Raw genomic sequence first — 18,153 nt, forward strand, 5'->3', positions numbered from 1 at the left:
CCCGGTGCCTCTTTTACCCTTGGGGGCGGGCGGGGGGCCGGGGGCGCCACCCGCGCCGCCCACCGGGCCTTCGTGCTTCCCGGAGCCGTTCCGCGCCGTCACCCGGCCCCCTTGACACCCCTGGACCCGGCGGGCACATTGAGTTGCGCGACCCGAGGCACGTTGCGCACGAAGCAACTCGAGCGGAGGTGCGGCGATGGCGGGACCTCGAGTGGTCATCATCGGAGCGGGCGTCGTCGGAGCGGCTCTCGCCGACGAGATCTCCGCCCGGGGCTGGACCGAGGTCACCGTCGTCGACCAGGGCCCCGTCCCCGCCACCGGCGGTTCCTCCTCGCACGCCCCCGGCCTGGTCTTCCAGACCAACCCCTCGAAGACCATGACCCACCTGGCCCGCTACACCGTCGACAAGCTCAGCTCCCTCGACGTCGACGGCACGCCCTGCTTCCTCCAGGTCGGCGGCCTCGAAGTGGCCACCGGCCCCGAGCGGCTGGCCGAACTGCGGCGCCGGCACGGCTGGATCACGGCCTGGGGCGTCGAGGCCCGGCTGCTGGACCCCGACGAATGCGTCGCCCGGCACCCGCTGCTCGACCGCGACCGCGTCCTCGGCGGACTCCTCGTGCCCACCGACGGCCTCGCCCGGGCCGTCCTCGCCGTCGAGGCCCAGCTCCGCCGCGCCCGCGCGCGCGGCGTACGCGTCCTCGACCGGCACGAGGTCCTCGACCTCCGCATCGCCGACGGCGAGATCACCGGAGTCCGCACCGACCACGGCGACCTGGGCGCCGACATCGTGGTGTGCTGCGCCGGCATCTGGGGCCCGCGCATCGCCCGCATGGCCGGGATGAACCTGCCGCTGACCCCGCTCGCCCACCAGCTCGCCTGGACGGGGCCCGTCCCCGCCCTCGCCGGCCGGACCGAGGAGGCGGTCCACCCGATCCTGCGCCACCAGGACGCCGACCTCTACTACCGCGACCGCTTCGACCGCCTCGGCATCGGCTTCTACGGGCACCGCCCGATGCCGGTCAGCGCCGACGACATCCTCCCCGTGGACGAGGCCGGCGGGATGCCGTCCGTCCTGGCCTTCACCGAGGAGGACTTCGCACCGGCCTGGACCGAGACCCGCGCCCTGCTGCCCGCCACCCGGGAGGCGAAGGTCGAGGAGGGGGTCAACGGCCTCTTCTCCTTCACCACCGACAACTTCCCGCTCCTCGGGGAGTCCTTGGACGTCAAGGGCTTCTGGGTCGCCGAGGCCGTCTGGGTCACCCACAGCGCCGGCGTCGGCCGGGCCATGGCCGAATGGCTCGTCGACGGCCACTGCTCATCCTTCGACCTGCACGAATGCGACGTCAACCGCTTCGAACCGCACCAGCTGGCACCGGAGTACGTGCTGACCCGTGACTGCCGCAACTTCGTCGAGGTGTACGACATCCTCCACCCGCTCCAGCCGTCCGGGGACCCGCGCCCCCTGCGCACCAGCCCCTTCCACGTCCGCCAGCGGGAGCACGGCGCGTTCTTCCTGGAGGCGAACGGCTGGGAACGCCCGCACTGGTACGAGTCCAACGCCCGCCTCCTCGAAGGCCGTTCGATCCCCAGGCCGAACGACTGGGCGGCCCGCCACTGGTCGCCGGTCGTCGGCGCCGAGGCGCAGGCCACCCGCGAGACCGTCGCCCTGTACGACATGACGGCCCTCAAACGGCTGGAGGTCAGCGGCCCCGGCGCCGCCCCCCTCCTGGAGCGCCTGTGCACCGGCCGGGTCGCCAAGTCGACCGGCTCGGTCACCTACACCCTCCTCCTCGACCACGACGGCGGCATCCGCGGCGACATCACCGTCGCCCGCCTCGGCCGCGACCTCTTCCAGGTCGGCGTCAACGGCAACCTCGACCTCGACTGGATCACCCGCCACCTCCCCGCCGACGGCACCGCCCAGGTCCGCGACATCACACCGGGCACCTGCTGCGTCGGCCTGTGGGGCCCGCTCGCCCGGGACGTCCTCCAGCCCCTCACCGACGACGACTTCTCCGACGCCGGCCTGAAGTACTTCCGCGCCCGGCGCACCCACGTCGGCAGCGTCCCGGTGACGGCGATGCGGCTGTCGTACGTCGGTGAACTCGGCTGGGAGCTGTACACCACGGCCGACCTGGGGCTGCGCCTGTGGGACACCCTGTGGCGGGCCGCCGAACCCCTCGGCGGCGTCCTCGCGGGCCGGGGCGCCTTCAACAGCCTCCGCCTGGAGAAGGGTTACCGCGCCTTCGGCACCGACATGACCTTCGAGCACGACCCCTACGAGGCCGGTCTCGGCTTCGCCGTCAGAACCGACAAGGACGACTTCATCGGCAAGGCCGCGCTGGAACGCCGCAGGACCGCCGTCCGGCGCCGGCTGACCTGCCTGACCGTCGACGACCCGCGGTCGGTCGTGATGGGCAAGGAACCCGTGTACGACGGCGACCGCCCCGTCGGCCACGTCACCAGCGCCGGGTACGGCTACACGGTCGGCACCGGCATCGCCTACGCGTGGCTCCCGGCCGAACTCGCCGTCCCCGGCACGGCCTTGCACATCGGCTACTTCGGCCGGCGCGTCGACGCGGTCGTGGCCGAGGAGCCGCTGTTCGACCCGGCCATGTCCCGGCTGCGGGGATGAGCGCACCCCCTCGCAGTCCCCTCCGGCGGACGGAGCATCCATGAGCAGCCCCCGCACCCCGGGCGCCGGCCTCCCCGAGCACCCCGACCGGCTCTGGCGCACCCCCGACCTGAAAAGGGCGTACGACGTGGTGATCGTCGGCGGCGGGGGGCACGGTCTGGCCACCGCCCACTACCTCGCCAGGAACCACGGCATCACCGACGTCGCCGTGCTGGAGAAGGGCTGGCTCGCGGGCGGCAACATGGCCCGCAACACCACGATCATCCGCTCCAACTACCTGTGGGACGAGAGCGCCGGCATCTACGAGCACGCGCTGAGGCTGTGGGAGGGGCTGGAGGACGAACTCGACTACCCGCTGCTGTTCTCCCAGCGGGGCGTGCTGAACCTGGCGCACAGCCTCCAGGACGTCCGCGACGGCGTGCGCCGCGTGGAGGCCAACCGCCTCAACGGCGTCGACGCGGAATGGCTCGACGCCGACGGCGTCAAGGAGGTCTGCCCGATCGTCGACACCTCACCCGACGTCCGCCACCCGGTCCTGGGGGCCACCTACCAGCCCCGCGCGGGCATCGCCAAGCACGACCATGTGGCGTGGGGCCTCGCCCGGTCGGCGGACGCGGCGGGCGTCGACATCATCCAGAACTGCCAGGTCACCGGCATCGACATCACCGACGGCCGGGTGACCGGCGTCCGCACGAACCTCGGGCCGGTCGCGGCGGGCCGGGTCGCCCTGTGCTCGGCGGGCCACACCTCCGTCCTCGCGGCCTTGGCCGGCATCGAACTCCCGCTGCAGAGCCACCCGTTGCAGGCGCTCGTGTCCGAACTCCTGGAACCGGTCCACCCCACGGTCGTCATGTCCAACGCGGTCCACGTGTACGTCAGCCAGGCCCACAAGGGCGAGCTGGTCATGGGCGCCGGCATCGACGCGTACCCCTCCTACACCCAGCGGGGCGCCTTCCACATCATCGAGGAGCAGATGGCGGCGGCCCTGGAACTCTTCCCGGTGTTCGCCCGCGCCCACGTCCTGCGCACCTGGGGCGGCATCGTCGACGTCAGCCCCGACGCCTCGCCCATCGTCGGCCTCACGCCCGTCAGCGGCCTCTACCTCAACTGCGGCTGGGGCACCGGCGGGTTCAAGGCCACCCCCGGCGTCGGCTGGGTCTACGCGCACACCATCGCCCACGACCGGCCGCACGCCCTCAACGTCCCGTTCTGTCTCGACCGATTCACCACCGGCGCGCTCGTCGACGAGCACGGCGCGGCCGCCGTGGCCCACTAGGGGGAGCCGACGCATGCTGCTGATCCCCTGCCCGTGGTGCGGGCCCCGCGACGAGGCCGAGTTCCACCACGGCGGCCAGGCCCATGTGCCCTACCCCGAGGACCCGGCCGCCCTGACCGACGAGGAGTGGGCCCGCCACCTCTTCTTCCGCGACAACCCCCAAGGCCCGTCCGCCGAACGCTGGATGCACACGGCGGGCTGCCGGCGCTGGTTCCACGCGGTCCGGGACACGTCGACGAACGAGATCCTGGCGGTGTACCGCCCGGGCGAGGAGCGTCCGCAGGCGCTCGAACCGAGGCCGAGTGTCCCGGCCTGCCGGCCTCTCGAGGACACACCCCTTCAGGGACCGGCCCCACGGGCACAGCCCCTTGCCGAGGCCGCCCTGGATCACTCCTCCCGCCACGCGACCCGAGGCCGGACCGACCGCGGTACCCCCCTCACCTTCACCTTCGACGGCACCGTGTACCAGGGCTGCCGAGGCGACAGCCTGGCCTCCGCCCTCCTCGCCAACGGCGTCGTCCGCACCGGTACCAGCATCAAGCTCGGCCGCCCCCGAGGCATCTTCTCCGCGGGTGTCGAAGAGCCCAACGCGCTCGTCCAGATCGAGGAGCCCTTCCCCGAACCGATGCTCCCCGCCACGACCGTCGAGCTGTACGACGGCCTCGTCGCGAGCAGCCTCCCCGGCCGCGGACGCCTCGCCGCCACCCCCGACCCCGCCCGCTACGACGCCGTGCACGCCCACTGCGACCTGCTGATCGTCGGCGCCGGCCCGGCCGGGCTCGCGGCGGCCGCCGCGGCGGCGGACAGCGGCGCCCGGGTCGTCCTCGCGGACGACCGGCCGGAGCCCGGGGGCGGCCTCCTCGGGACCGGCGACCACCTCGACTGGGTCCATGAGGTCACCGCCCACCTCCGACACGCCCCCGAGGTACGCGTCCTGACCCGCACCACCGTCTTCGGGTACTACGACGACAACCACCTCCTCGCCGTCGAGCGCCGCACCCACCACCTCGGCGCCGCCGCCCCCGCCCACGTCGCCCGCGAACGGGTGTGGCGCGTCCGTGCCCGCCGCGTCGTCCTCGCCACCGGCGCCCACGAACGCCCGCTCGCCTTCCCCGACAACGACCGCCCCGGTGTGATGCTGGCCGCCTCGGCCCGTACGTACGTCAACCGGTACGGCGTCCTGCCGGGCCACGAGGCCGTCGTCCTCACCACCAACGACACCGCCTACCCGGCGGCGCTCGACCTCGCGGCGGCCGGTGTGCGCGTCGCCGCCGTCCTCGACACCCGGCCCGACGCGGGGGAGTGGGCCGCCCGCGCGAGAGAGGCCGGCATCGAGGTGCTGACCGGGCACGCCGTCACCGGCACCGACGGCACGGCACGTCTCACCGCCGTCACCGTCGCCGCGTGCGAACGCCCCGCCGCACGACGCCGGTTCACCGCCGACCTGCTGCTCGTCTCCGGCGGCTGGAACCCGGTCGTGCACCTGTTCAGCCAGTCCGGCGGCACCCTCCGCCACGACCCGGCGCTGGGCGGCTTCGTCCCCGACCGGACACGGCAGGCCGTCGAGGTCGTGGGCGCCGCCGGCGGCGTGCTCGACCTGGCGGCGGCCCTGCGGCACGGCGCGGCGGCGGGAGCCCGGGCCGTCCGGGCCGAGGGGCACCCGCCCACGTCCCCGCGCCTGCCGAGGCCCGCCCCGCAACCGCGCCCGACGCCACCGATGGAGGTGTACGACGTCCCCGGCGACGACCCCGGCCCGCGCTTCGTCGACCTCCAACGGGACGTCACCGTCGCCGACCTGGCACGCGCCACCGGCGCCGGGCTGAGCTCCGTCGAGCACACCAAGCGCTACACCACCGCCGGCACCGCGGGCGACCAGGGCAAGACGTCCGGCGTCCTGGCGAGCGGCGTCGTCGCCGGACTGCTCGGCGTCGACGTCGCCGACCTCGGCACGACCACGTTCCGCCCGCCCTACACCCCCGTGTCCTTCGCCGCCCTCGCCGGCCGTGACCGGGGCGCCCTGCGCGACCCGGTCCGCACCACCGCGCTGCACGCGTGGCACGCCGCGCACGGCGCCCTCTTCGAGAACGTCGGCCAGTGGAAGCGGCCCTGGTACTACCCGCGCGACGGCGAGGACATGACGGCCGCCGTGCTGCGCGAGTGCCGGGCGGCCCGTGAGGGCGTGGCCTTCATGGACGCCTCCACCCTCGGCAAGATCGACGTCCAGGGCCCGGACGCCGGCGTCCTCCTCGACCGGCTCTACACCAACCTGATCAGCACCCTGCGGACCGGCGTGATCCGCTACGGCGTCCTGTGCCGCCCGGACGGCATGGTCTTCGACGACGGCACGGTCACCCGCCTCGCCCCGGACCGCTTTCTCGTCACGACGACCACCGGCAACGCGGCCGCCGTCCTGGACTGGATGGAGGAGTGGCTGCAGACGGAGTGGCCGGAGCTGAAGGCCTACTGCACCTCCGTGACCGAGCAGTGGGCGACGGTCGCCCTGGTCGGCCCGGAGTCCCGCGCGGTGCTGGCCGCCCTCGCACCCGGCCTCGCCGTCGGCGCCGAGGACTTCCCTTTCATGGCCTGGCGCGACGCGGCCGTGGCGGGCGTCGAGGCCCGGGTGTGCCGGATCAGCTTCTCCGGCGAACTCGCCTACGAGATCAACGTGCCCGCGTGGCACGCGCTCACCGTCTGGGAGGCCGTGCACCGGGCCGGCGCCCCGTACGGGATCACCCCGTACGGCACCGAGACCATGCACGTGCTGCGGGCGGAGAAGGGCTACCCGGTCATCGGGCAGGATACCGACGGCACCGTCACCCCGCAGGACCTCGGCATGCACTGGGTGGTGTCCCGCACGAAGCGCGACTTCGTCGGCAAGCGGTCCCACACCCGCGCCGACACCGTCCGCCCCGACCGCAAGCACCTGGTGGGCGTCCTGCCCGACGACCGCGACACCCTCCTCCCCGAAGGCACCCACCTGATCGCGGACGGTGTGCTGCCGGCCCCGCCGGCCCCGACCCTCGGCCACGTCACCTCCAGCTACCGCAGCGCCGCCCTGGGCCGCACCTTCGCGCTCGCCCTGGTCAAGGGCGGCCGCGAACGCGTCGGGGAGCGGCTGTTCGCGCCCGTCGGCGACCGGCTGGTCCCGGTGACCGTCGTCCACCCCGTCCTCTACGACCCCGAGGGAGCCCGTCGCGATGGCTGACCCCGCCCCGCGTAGCCCCCTGGCCGGACACAGGCACCGCCTGGCCGCCGCCACCCGTGCTTCCCGAGGCGCGGTCCGGCTGGCCGAGATCCCCTTCCTCACCCTGCTGGACGTACGCCTCGACCCGAAGGGCGCGGCGGCCGGGGCCGTGGGACTGGCCCTGGACCTGCACCTCCCCGTCCAGCCCCACACCGTCGGCCGGTCCGGGGACCTGACCGCGCTGTGGCTGGGGCCGGACGAGTGGCTGCTGGTGGCGCCGCCCGGTGGCGAGCGGCGGCTGGAGCGCCGCATCCGGGACGCCGCGGGGGACGAGCCCGTGTCCGTGGTCGACGTCTCCGCACAGCACACCACCCTCCTCGTCTCCGGGCCCCGCGCCCGCGACCTGCTGTCCCACGGCTGCGCCCTCGACCTGCACCCGCGCGTCTTCGGCCCCGGCCGGTGCGCCCGGACGACACTGGGCCGCACCCAGGTCGTCCTGGTCGCCCGTGAGCCGCACCGGGCCGGACTCCGGGTGCTGGTCCGCTCGTCGTACGCCGGGTACCTGACGGACTGGCTGCTCGACGCGGCCACGGAATATCTCCGGGACACGGCTGCCCCCTAGGGGGCGCTACGCCCTGATGCCCCGCAGCGCCCGCGTCAGCAGCGCGACCAGTTCGTCGGCCACCGGGGGCCGGGTGCCGGGCCGGCTCACTGCCAGGACCTCCCGGCACAGCGGCGCCGAGCCGGACGGCAGCACCACGCGCTGGACGCCCTCGTCGCCGCGCTCCCCGGCGATCAGGGTGGCCGGGATCCAGCCCACGGCGAGGCCCGCCCGGATCATCGCCAGCATGCTGTGCAGATCCTCCGTCTCCAGCGTCACCTCCGGCGAGATGCCCAGCTCACCTGCCCAGCGGTGCAGCAGCCGCCGGTCGGGACTGGTCGCCGGGCCGGACGTCCACTCCCGGTCCAGGCAGTCCTCCAGGGCGAGGGGGCGGCGACCGGGTCGCCGACCCGCGACGAGGACGAGGGGCTCGTGGCCGAGCGAGGTGAGGGCCAGCTCGGCGGACGCGACGGGGGGGTCCTCCGGGAGGTACCGGTAGGCGATGAGCAGGTCGAGGTCGCCGGACCGGACCCTGGGCAGCCCCGCGTGCGTCTCCACGATGATCAGCCGTACTTGGACGCCCCGCTCCCGGGGCCGTAGCGCGGACAGCACGTCGGGGAACAGATGGCTCACCGCGCTGGGGTACGCGCCGACGCGCAACTCGGCGACGTCCCGGCGGGCGATGCCGTCGGCGGTGTCACGGAAGCGGGCGGTCGCCTCGAACAGCTCCCCGGCCGCGCGGGCCAGCGACCGGCCGGCGGCGGTGAGGATCAGCCGGCTGCCCGGCCTGCGGACCAGCAGCTCGACACCCAGGTCGCGTTCCAGGGCGGCGATGTGCTGCGACACCGCGGACGGCACATAGCCGAGCGCTGCCGCCGCGGCGGCCATGGAGCCGTGCTCGACCACGGCCAGGAGCGTGGACAGCAGCTTCAGATCCGGCTGGTTCTTCATGACGCGCCGCCTCGCACGAGCATCCGACCCCTCATGATTCGTGAACTCTCACTTCGTGATCCATCGCTTTACGTGTCGTGCCACCGGGTGCCAGAGTCTAGGGGGTGTCCGCGGCGTCCGGGCTGTCGCACGGGCGGACGACACGGCGTCACGGACCCCTCCGGCATCCGCCGGCAGACCGCTCCCGTCGCTCCCGAAAGCCGAGACCATGGCCATCGACCTGACCGCTCTCCGGGCCCACTTCCCGTCCCTCCGGCAGGGGCTGGCCTTCTTCGACGGTCCGGGCGGGACCCAGACCCCGCGGCCCGTCGCCGAGGCCATCGCGGCCACGCTGACCGGACCGCTGTCCAACCGGGGCGCGGTCAGCCCCTCGGAGCTGAACGCGGAGCGCGCCGTCGCGGAGTTCCGCGCCGCTTACGCGGACCTGCTCGCCGTGCCCGCGCACGGCGTCGTCCACGGGCGCAGCGCCACCCAGCTGACGTACGACTTCTCCCGGCACCTGGCCAAGGGCTGGACGGCCGGCGACGAGATCATCGTCAGCCGCCTGGACCACGACTGCAACGTCCGCCCCTGGATCCAGGCCGCCGAGCGGGCCGGGGTGACCGTGCGCTGGATCGAACTGGACGACGACACCACGGAGCTCGACCTGGCCTCGTTCGAGCGCGCGCTGTCCTCCCGCACCCGGCTGGTCGCGGTGACGGCCGCCTCGAACGTGCTCGGCACCAAGCCTCCGGTCCGCCGGATCGCCGACCTGGCCCACGAGGCCGGCGCGCTGGTCTACGTGGACGGCGTGCACTACGCCGCGCACGCCCTCGTGGACGTCCCGGCGCTGGGCGCCGATCTGTTCGTCTGCTCACCGTACAAATTCCTCGGCCCGCACTGCGGTGTACTGGCCGGCGATCCCGAACTGCTGGAGACACTGCGGCCGGACAAGCTCCTGCCGTCCTCCGACGCGGTGCCGGAGCGCTTCGAGTTGGGCACACTGCCGTACGAGACGCTGGCGGGCGCGACGGCGGCCGTGGACTTCCTCGCCGTGCTGGACCCCGCGGCCGAGGGTACGCGCCGGGAGCGGCTCGCGTACTCGCTGGCCTCGCTGCACGCGCACGAGACCGTGCTGAGCGCCCGGTTGGAGGAGGGGCTGCGCGGTCTCGGCGACGCGGTGACCGTCCACACGAAGGCGGCCGACCGCACTCCGACCCTGCTGATGACCCTGGAGGGACGCGACGCCCGCGCGGCGCAGTCCCATCTGGCGGCGCGCGATGTGGTGGCCCCCGCCGGGTCGTTCTACGCCCATGAGCCCTTCACCGCGCTGGAACTGCCGGACCCCGCGCTGCGTGTGGGTCTCGCGCCGTACAACACCGCCGAGGAGGTGGACCGTTTGCTGGAGGGGCTGGCGTCCTTCCTCTGACACGGCGCGCCAAAAGGCAATTCAGGACATTTCTCACTAATCTCCGTAAATCGTGAGGGGTCACACTCTCACGTTTCGCATCCACCTCGCTCCATCGGAGATCAAATGCTCAAGCTTCGCAAGGCTGCCGTCATGGTCGCCGCTCTCGGCAGCGTCAGCTTCCTCGCTGCCGGCACCGCCCACGCCGACGGCCCGCAGGGCAGCGCCTACAAGGTCCAGCAGAGCACCGAGTGCAAGTCGCACGACCTGAACATCGACGTCCTCGGTGTCGTCGGCCTGCTCAACGGCGTCCTCGGCAACGGCCTCAACGGCGAGGGCGACTCGGGCGCGCAGAACACCCACCTCGGCTCGTCGATGGGCTGCAACAACAGCGCCTTCTGAGCGAACCCCCGCATCGCGGCAGTCAGCCAGGCGGCCGGCGTCAGCCGGCCGCCTGGCTGCCCCGTTTTCCGGGGCCCCAAAGGAGCCGAGCCCCCTGACCGGCGTCCGTCCACGCCGAACGGCCCTGCCTCATGGGGCCATTGGGAGCGGGTGATCCTGCGTCACCTGGACGCCCCGCCCAGCACAGGGCGTTCGAGGGCGCGTTGCGCGAGGCACTCCAGGAACGGGGGCCGTCGGGGGCGGATTCCAGGGCGACATGCTGCCCGGCCCGGCAGGAACGGGCCGAAGCCCGTTTCCACGTGCGGATGCTGACGGAGCACCGGGAACCGGCGCCCCTCTGACACCGCGGGCTACGCGGAGGCGGCCGGGTCCGGGGAGCGGAGCACGAGCAGGGTGATCTCGCTGGGGGCGAAGAGCCGGAAGGGCGGGCCCCAGAAGCCGGTGCCGCGACTCGTGTAGAGGTGGGTCCTGGTGCCGTGCCGGCTGAGACCGGCGAGGGCGGGCTGGTCGAGCCGGACCAGGTGATGGAAGGGCCAGATCTGACCGCCGTGCGTGTGCCCCGAGAGCTGGAGGTCGACACCGGCGGCCGCCGCCCGGTCCACGAACTTCGGCTGGTGCGCCAGCAGCAGGACGGGCAGGCCGGGGTCGGCGCCCTCCAGGGCCGCGGCCACGTCGGCACGGTGGCCGGCCAGTCCGGACGACTCGGCGGTGACGTCGTCCACCCCCGCGACCACCAGGGTGTCGCCGCCGCGCTCGAGCAGCAGATGGCGGTTGCGCAGCGGCTCCCAGCCCAGCTCGTCCATCAGATCGACCCAGCCCTGAGCCTCGCTGTAGTACTCGTGGTTGCCGGTGACGTACACCTTGGCCCGGGTGGCCCGCACGGTTCCGAGCGGGGCCGCCTGGGCACGGCGGCGGGCGGCGGTGCCGTCCGCGATGTCGCCGGTGTGGCAGACCAGGTCGGCTTCGAGGCCGTTCACCGTGTCGCAGACCCGCGCGGACCAGCGGGCGCGGTCGAGGGGGCCGTAGTGGGTGTCGGTGATGAGAGCGACCCGCAGGCCGTCCAACCCGGCGCCCAGCCGGGGCAGGTGAACCTCGACCTGCCGCACGCGGGGCACGCGCCTGGCCTCGGCGTACCCCCAGGCGAGCAGGGCGGCGGTGACGCCGAGGACGGCGCAGGTGACGAGCCGGGCCCGGTCCTGTCCGTCGCCGACGCCGGCCACGGCCAGAAGGATCCGCAGCGGCACGCCGAGCAGAAGCGACCAGGTGAACAGCACCCAGCTGCCGCCCAACAGTGTGTCGCCGACGATGGCGGCGCGGTCCTGCTGACGCCGCCCGTGACCGCGCGCCATGGCCACCGGCATGGCGGCGAGACCGAGCACGAACAGGGCGGTGCCGGCGAGGGTGACGGGCAGCGGCCAGTGCTGGCCGGTGTGCAGAAGCACGACGCACGGCACGGCCCACAGCAGGACGGGGGCGATCGCGGGGAGGTAGCGCATCACGCGGTGCAGCAGGCGCCTCGGCTTCGGGGCGGGCGCCTCACCGTCGGCGGATCGGATGTTGCTGGTGTCGGTCACGCGTCCCCTCCCACCGGGCTGCCGTCCCGCGCACTGTATCCGGTGGGCCGCGAGGCGGCCGGGGCGAGCCGGGCGGTGGGCGCTGGAGCCTGTCGCCGAACCACCGTCCTGACAGCGGCCCCAGCGCCAAGCCGTGGCGCGAGAGGGCGCCTGCGGGCCCTCCGACCCGAGCAGGCGCCCTCGGCTTGCGCAATGTGTTGCTGCTGGGCGAGGCATTCTCGGGCCGGCGCTGTGATCGGCAGTGCGACGAGCGGCGGTCAACGAGTCGCAGCGGAACCGTTCGGACGCTGCGGAGGAGGAAGCAGGAGCGACAGCGAGGAGCACGGAGGTGCCCACCCCGGCGGACGACGCGGCACGCCGCAGGGGAGGAGGGTCACTGGGCGTTGCTCCACCCGGTTGTGCGGGAATACGAGTCCAGCAGGTCCACCACGAAGACCAGGGTCGAGCCCGCCGGGATCAACGGCGAAGGCGACTGATTGCCGTAGCCGAGACGCGGGGGAACGATGATCTCGCGCCGACCGCCGACCTTCATGCCTCTGACTCCCCGGTCCCAGCCCTTGATGACCTTGCCACTGCCCAGGGCGAACTTGAACGGCTGACCGCGGTCCCAGGAGGCATCGAACTCCTTCCCGGACTCGAATGTCACCCCGACATAGTGGACTCTGACCACCATGCCCGGCTTCACCTCAGCCCCGTCCCCGACGACCAGGTCCCGGGTGGTCAGCTCGGTAGGAGCGTCACCCTCCGGAACGTCGACCGCGGGCTTCGTCAGTTCACTCATTGCAGCCTCATCACCATCAACCGGAAGCCGTCGCTCGGACCAGTCGGACACATGGACCGTCGGTGCGGCAGATGGTCACGCTACCGACGACGCCGATCCCGAAGCACACCAGATCCGGTGGCCGCACGTGATGATCTTTCGCACGACCGATGAACGCGACCGGCACGCGCAGGTCACACGGTGATCGCCGGCACGGGGCGACGGCCGAGACGGCGAACCTGAACACCCACTCATCCGTGCTGACCGGCTGCCCACGGTGCGTCACCGGTGCAGGGACTCGGCGACGGCCGGGTCCTCGAGCACGGTGACGCACCAGTCGAAGTGCTCGTCACCGCCGCCCGGCGCGAAGGCGTCGCTCGTGGCCATAGCATAGGCGGCCCGGTACAGCAGGAGGTCGTCGACCGCGTAGCCGAACTCGTCGGCGAACCGCGTGGTGAGCTGCCGGGTGATCTCCGGGGCGCGCTCGGTGCCCGCAGGGAAGATGGCCGCGGCCACGGCGGCGTCGAACCGGGGGTCCCCGCCCGTGGACAGGAAGCCGTAGTCCACGAGGGCGAGCGGCCGCAGATCGTCGTCCACCAGCACGGTCTCCGGGAAGACGTCACCGTGGACGACCGCCTCGTCGGTACGGGGCAGCGAGCGCAGCTTCCCAAGCAGCCGGGCGCGCGTGTCGTCGAAGTCCCGGACATGCGTGGAGAGCCGGTCCGCGCACCGGCTGACCCGCCGGTCCACCAGGTCCGCCAGGGCCGATCCGAAAGTGGTGTGGCCTTCCCACAGCGGGCGTTCCTCGTCCAGCACAGGAAGGTGCTTGACCTCGTCGACGTCATGGGCGTCCGCGAGGGCGCGCAGCACGCCGACCAGGCAGTCGACCGCTTCGGGCAGCACCTCGTCCGGGTCGTCGGTGCGGATCTTGCCCGCCAGGGGCTCGCCGGTCAGCTCCCGCTCCACGGTCATCGGGACATCGTCGATGTCCTCGACGGCGAGGATCTCCGGGGTGCCGAACGGCAGGCGCGCCGCGGCATCGGCGTAGAAACGCTGCATCCGTCGCAGTTCGGATCCCCGTCGGCGCTCCCACACCTTGGCCACCGTTCCGTCCCCGAGTCGGTAGACGGCTCCCTCCACCGCCGCCTCGACGGGCCCGGCGTCGGGATATCCGGCGTCGATGAAATGCCGCACACGCCGGGCCGTGGTGTCCCGTGTCGCATCGGACATCTCGTGCCTCCTTCCGCCCCCGGCGTGAACCACCGGCCGGTCGGCGGGGCCGACACCGGGACCATCTCCCACCGTAGGCCCCTCGCCCGCGCGACACCCGGTGACGGAGCGCTGCCGGGCGCCGTGCACCCTTGCCCGGCTCCATGGATTCCGATGCCGTCGCGTCCGGTGGGAACGACGCGACGACATTCATGAAGGCCCATTCGGTCTCGCGACCTGCCTCATCGCACACCGACACGTCCAAGGCATTCGTCAGGACCTCTGACGACTCGCTGCACAGATGTGCGCCGAGAAGGGCGCCTGCCGGGCGTCTGCCCTGGTCAGGCGCCCTTCTTCTGCGTCTAGAAGAAGCCCAGCTTCTTCGGCGAGTACGACACCAGGAGGTTCTTCGTCTGCTGGTAGTGCTCCAGCATCATCTTGTGCGTCTCGCGGCCGATCCCGGAGCCTTTGTAGCCCCCGAACGCGGCATGTGCCGGATACGCGTGGTAGCAGTTCGTCCACACGCGGCCCGCCTGGATGGCCCGGCCCGCGCGGTACGCGGTGTTGACGTCCCGGGTCCACACGCCCGCACCGAGACCGTACAGCGTGTCGTTGGCGATCTTGATGGCGTCGTCGAAGTCGTCGAACGACGTCACCGACACGACCGGCCCGAAGATCTCCTCCTGGAAGATCCGCATGCGGTTGTCGCCCTCGAAGATGGTCGGCTGGACGTAGTAGCCGCCCTTCAACTCACCCTCGTGCTCCAGGCGTTCACCACCCGTGAGGACCTTCGCCCCCTCCTGCCGGCCGATGTCGAGGTAGGAGAGGATCTTCTCCAACTGGTCGTTGGACGCCTGCGCGCCGATCATCGTGTCCGTGTCCAGCGGGTGACCGGTCTTGATCTGTTCCGTCCGCGCGACCGCGGCCTCCATGAACTCCGCGTACGCGCCACGCTGCACCAGGGCCCGGGACGGGCAGGTGCAGACCTCGCCCTGATTGAGGGCGAACATCGTGAAGCCCTCGAGCGCCTTGTCCCGGAAGTCGTCGGCGGCCGACCAGACGTCGTCGAAGAAGATGTTCGGGGACTTGCCGCCGAGTTCCAGGGTCACCGGCGTGATGTTCTCCGAGGCGTACTGCATGATCAGCCGGCCGGTGGTGGTCTCGCCGGTGAACGCCACCTTGGCCACCCTGGGGCTGGACGCCAGCGGCTTGCCCGCCTCCACACCGAAGCCGTTGACGATGTTCAGCACGCCGGGCGGCAGCAGATCGGCGACCAGGCTGAGCCAGTAGTGGATGGACGCCGGGGTCTGCTCGGCCGGCTTGAGCACCACCGCGTTGCCCGCGGCCAGCGCCGGCGCCAGCTTCCACGTGGCCATCAGAATGGGGAAGTTCCACGGGATGATCTGCGCGACCACGCCCAACGGCTCGTGGAAGTGGTACGCCACCGTGTCGTCGTCCACCTCGCCGAGCGTCCCCTCCTGCGCCCGGATCGTGCCCGCGAAGTAGCGGAAGTGGTCGATGGCCAGCGGGATGTCGGCCGCCAGCGTCTCCCGCACCGGCTTGCCGTTCTCCCAGCTCTCGGCGACGGCCAGCCGCTCCAGGTTGGCCTCCATACGGTCGGCGATCTTCAGCAGGATCCCGGCCCGCTCGGCGACCGAGGTACGGCCCCACGCCGGAGCGGCCGCGTGCGCCGCGTCGAGGGCCCGCTCCACGTCCTCCGCCGTGCCCCGCGCGATCTCGGTGAACGGCTGACCGGTCACCGGCGACGGGTTCTCGAAGTACTGCCCCCGGCTCGGCGGCACGTACTCACCGCCGATGAAGTGGTCGTAACGCGCCTGGTAGGAGACGATCGCGCCGTCGGTGCCGGGCGCCGCGTAACGGGTCATCTTGCTCTGCCTCCTGATGAAGCGCTGCCCGCCGTCGGGCAGCTCGCACCGCGAGGCTAGGAGCGGCGAGGTTGCAACCAGGTTGCGTGCGCCGCCGCGCCCACGGCGCCGCTCACCCCGGCGAACGGTGCTCCCACACGGGTCCGGCGGTCAGTTCGCGCTCCAGCGCGGCCAGCCGCGACCGTACGGCCGGTGTCGGCCGGACCGCCGCCAGCGCCCGCCACACGTCCAGGTCGTCCTCGCCCCATGGCGCGTGTGCCCAGTCGGCCAGCAGGTCCGGGTCGCGGCGGGCGATCAGCGCCGTCCGCAGACCGTCGGACAGGCGGCGCCTGAGCCGAACCACCGCCGGTGCCTGCGAGCCCGGCAGCAGCGGACCGGCGTACGCCGTCGCCGCGGCCGTGACCGCGCCCGCCTCCAGCCGGCGTTCGACGACCGCCACGTCCGACTCCAGCGGCACCATCAGCCGGTAGGGCCGCGAACCCAGCAGCGACGGTCCCAACGTCCGGCGCAACCGGGCCAGTTCGGCGCGCAGGGTCACCGGCGTCACCGACTCGTCCTCGTACAGGGCGCACAGCAGCTCGTCGCCGGTCAGCCCCTCCGGATGCCGTGCCAGCAGCACCACGATCTCGCTGTGCCGCCGGCTGAGCCTGATCCTGTGGCCGCCGACCAGGAGCTGCGCCTCGTCCCGCCCCAGCGCGGTCAGTTCGGGCGCACCGACCGGGTCGTCCTGGGGGCCGAGCAGCGCCAGATGCGATTCCGCCGCCCGCGCGACCGCCTGCACGAAACCGAGACTGTGCGGATGGGCGAGCCCGTCCCCACCCGTGATGTCCACTGCTCCGAGGACCCGCCCGGTACGCGGATCGTGCACGGGCGCCGCCGCACACGTCCACGGCTGCACCCGGCGGATGAAGTGCTCCGCCGCGAACACTTGCACCGGACGGCCGACGGCGACCGCCGTCCCCGGCGCGTTCGTCCCCACGGCGGTCTCCGCCCAGCGCGCACCCGGCACGAAGTTCATCCGGTCCGCCTTGCGCCGGGTCGCCGGATGCCCCTCGACCCACAGCAGCCTGCCGTGCGCGTCGCACACCGCGAGCAGATGCTCGCCGTCGGCGGCGAACGTGCCCATCAGCTCCCGGAACAACGGCATCACCCGCGCCAGCGGATGCTCCGCCCGGTAGGCGCCGAGGTCGCCGTCCACCAGCTCCACGCTCGCCGTGCCGTCCGGTCCGACTCCGGCCCGCGCGGAACGCCGCCACGAGTCCGCCACCACGGCACGCACCGGTCTGGGCACGGTGCCCACCGCGGTGAAGGTCTCATGGGCGCGACGCAGCACTCGGACACGTTCGGCAGGGTCGGTCCCCGGCTCCAGGGCCACCCACGGATCGGACAATTCGGCCTCCCGGACGGCGATGCGGCTGGGGACATCGTCACGCCGGGTAGGCGCGCCGACAACCTCTTCGACGGTGCTCACTCGATCGATGTCCCGGCGGCGCGGCCGTACAGACTCTCAGGCGGCCCTGACCAGCCGTATGTAGCGGGCCCAGTCCCAGTACGGCCCGGGATCGGTGTGGTCGCTGCCCGGCACCTGGTGGTGCCCGATGATGTGCGTGCGGTCCCTGGGTATCCCGTGCCGGGCGCAGATCGCGGCAGTGAGCCGGGCGGAGCTCTCGTACATCACGTCGGTGAAGTAGGACGGCTCGTCCACCCACCCCTCGTGCTCGATGCCGATACTGCGCTCGTTGTACTGCCAGTTCCCCGCGTGCCAGGCGATGTCGGACTCGCGGACACACTGCGAGGTGTGCCCGTCGGCGGACCGGACGACGTAGTGCGCGGACACCTTCTTCCGCCCGGCCTCGAAGAGGAACAGGGTCTTGCGGTACATGGTCTGTGTCATGTGGATGATCACCCGGTCGATCGTGCGGGCCGTCCCCGGGTGCGCGAGGGTGTAGGTGCCCCCGCCCGCCGGCCGCCACTCGGCGGACGGCTGGTCCGGTCCGGGAACACGCGCACCGGCTCGCGGCACGGGAAGCAGGACGTAAGGGACGGCGGCGAGTGCGGTCCCCTGCAGGACGTGACGTCTGCTGAGGTGGGTGCGTACGCGCTCCACGACGTGAACCGCCTTTCAAAGAAGGAGAGGTGGGCCGAGGGAGGGACGGAGGGGACCGACGCCGGCCGTGACCTGGGGCCGGGCTGGGGCGGACGGCATGTGAATCAAGGTACGCCCCGGACCAGCAGGCAGAAGGCCCGGCCGTATTTCCGTGGACCGCCCGGGAGTTGTGGACAACTCG

General features: G+C 72.7%; 13 protein-coding genes. 6 read left to right on the top strand and 7 right to left on the bottom strand.

The features are described 5' to 3' along the window. Positions 1–196 precede the first annotated feature (196 nt). From ACFRAC_RS04200 to ACFRAC_RS04215, 4 genes are read left to right on the top strand one after another with little or no spacing between them, the layout of a single operon-like run. A complete protein-coding gene (locus tag ACFRAC_RS04200; protein WP_382920360.1) occupies positions 197–2,635 on the top strand; it encodes an FAD-dependent oxidoreductase in 2,439 nt (812 codons plus the stop codon). Positions 2,636–2,675: 40 nt separating this feature from the next. Further along, entirely contained in the window at positions 2,676–3,911 is a 1,236-nt protein-coding gene (locus ACFRAC_RS04205; RefSeq protein WP_382920363.1) for a sarcosine oxidase subunit beta family protein, read from the top strand. Positions 3,912–3,924: 13 nt separating this feature from the next. Beyond that, positions 3,925–7,116 carry a sarcosine oxidase subunit delta gene (locus tag ACFRAC_RS04210; protein WP_382920366.1) on the top strand — a complete coding sequence of 1,064 codons (3,192 nt, stop codon included), beginning with the start codon at positions 3,925–3,927 and terminating at the stop codon, positions 7,114–7,116. Next, a complete protein-coding gene (locus ACFRAC_RS04215) occupies positions 7,109–7,717 on the top strand; it encodes a sarcosine oxidase subunit gamma (protein WP_382920369.1) in 609 nt (202 codons plus the stop codon). Before ACFRAC_RS04210 ends, ACFRAC_RS04215 begins: the two co-directional genes overlap by 8 nt. 6 nt (positions 7,718–7,723) lie before the next feature. On the opposite strand, the gene ACFRAC_RS04220 is transcribed toward ACFRAC_RS04215, so the two are convergent. After that, positions 7,724–8,647 carry a LysR family transcriptional regulator gene (locus tag ACFRAC_RS04220; RefSeq protein WP_382920372.1) on the bottom strand — a complete coding sequence of 308 codons (924 nt, stop codon included), beginning with the start codon at positions 8,645–8,647 and terminating at the stop codon, positions 7,724–7,726. A gap of 208 nt (positions 8,648–8,855) precedes the next feature. Between ACFRAC_RS04220 and ACFRAC_RS04225 the strand changes: the two genes are divergently transcribed. Then, positions 8,856–10,055: a cysteine desulfurase-like protein gene (locus ACFRAC_RS04225; RefSeq protein WP_382920375.1), complete on the top strand. Its 1,200-nt coding sequence runs from the start codon at positions 8,856–8,858 to the stop codon at positions 10,053–10,055. A gap of 105 nt (positions 10,056–10,160) precedes the next feature. Then, positions 10,161–10,436, top strand: a complete 276-nt coding sequence (locus ACFRAC_RS04230; RefSeq protein WP_361345975.1) for a hypothetical protein — start codon at positions 10,161–10,163, stop codon at positions 10,434–10,436. 350 nt (positions 10,437–10,786) lie between these two features. Here ACFRAC_RS04230 and ACFRAC_RS04235 read toward each other — a convergent pair whose 3' ends face one another. The 6 genes from ACFRAC_RS04235 to ACFRAC_RS04260 all read right to left on the bottom strand — a co-directional run bounded on the left by ACFRAC_RS04235 (position 10,787) and on the right by ACFRAC_RS04260 (position 17,972). Beyond that, entirely contained in the window at positions 10,787–12,010 is a 1,224-nt protein-coding gene (locus tag ACFRAC_RS04235; protein WP_382920378.1) for a metallophosphoesterase, read from the bottom strand. Positions 12,011–12,383: 373 nt separating this feature from the next. Then, the gene (locus ACFRAC_RS04240) at positions 12,384–12,791 is read right to left on the bottom strand and encodes an FKBP-type peptidyl-prolyl cis-trans isomerase (protein WP_382921126.1); all 408 of its coding nucleotides are present in this window, start codon (positions 12,789–12,791) and stop codon (positions 12,384–12,386) included. Between the two features lie 261 nt (positions 12,792–13,052). Continuing rightward, the gene (locus tag ACFRAC_RS04245; RefSeq protein ID WP_382920381.1) at positions 13,053–14,000 is read right to left on the bottom strand and encodes a phosphotransferase family protein; all 948 of its coding nucleotides are present in this window, start codon (positions 13,998–14,000) and stop codon (positions 13,053–13,055) included. Positions 14,001–14,341: 341 nt separating this feature from the next. Next, positions 14,342–15,865: an aldehyde dehydrogenase gene (gene adh / locus ACFRAC_RS04250; RefSeq protein WP_382920384.1), complete on the bottom strand. Its 1,524-nt coding sequence runs from the start codon at positions 15,863–15,865 to the stop codon at positions 14,342–14,344. A 112-nt stretch (positions 15,866–15,977) separates the two neighbouring features. Next, positions 15,978–17,255, bottom strand: a complete 1,278-nt coding sequence (locus ACFRAC_RS04255) for a GAF domain-containing protein (RefSeq protein ID WP_382920387.1) — start codon at positions 17,253–17,255, stop codon at positions 15,978–15,980. A 117-nt stretch (positions 17,256–17,372) separates the two neighbouring features. Next, on the bottom strand, positions 17,373–17,972 hold the full coding sequence (locus tag ACFRAC_RS04260) for an N-acetylmuramoyl-L-alanine amidase (RefSeq protein WP_382920390.1): 600 nt from the start codon (positions 17,970–17,972) through the stop codon (positions 17,373–17,375). Positions 17,973–18,153 lie beyond the last annotated feature (181 nt).

Origin of the sequence: Streptomyces sp. NPDC056628 (genome assembly GCF_042792555.1) — a bacterium.
Lineage (GTDB): Bacteria > Actinomycetota > Actinomycetes > Streptomycetales > Streptomycetaceae > Streptomyces.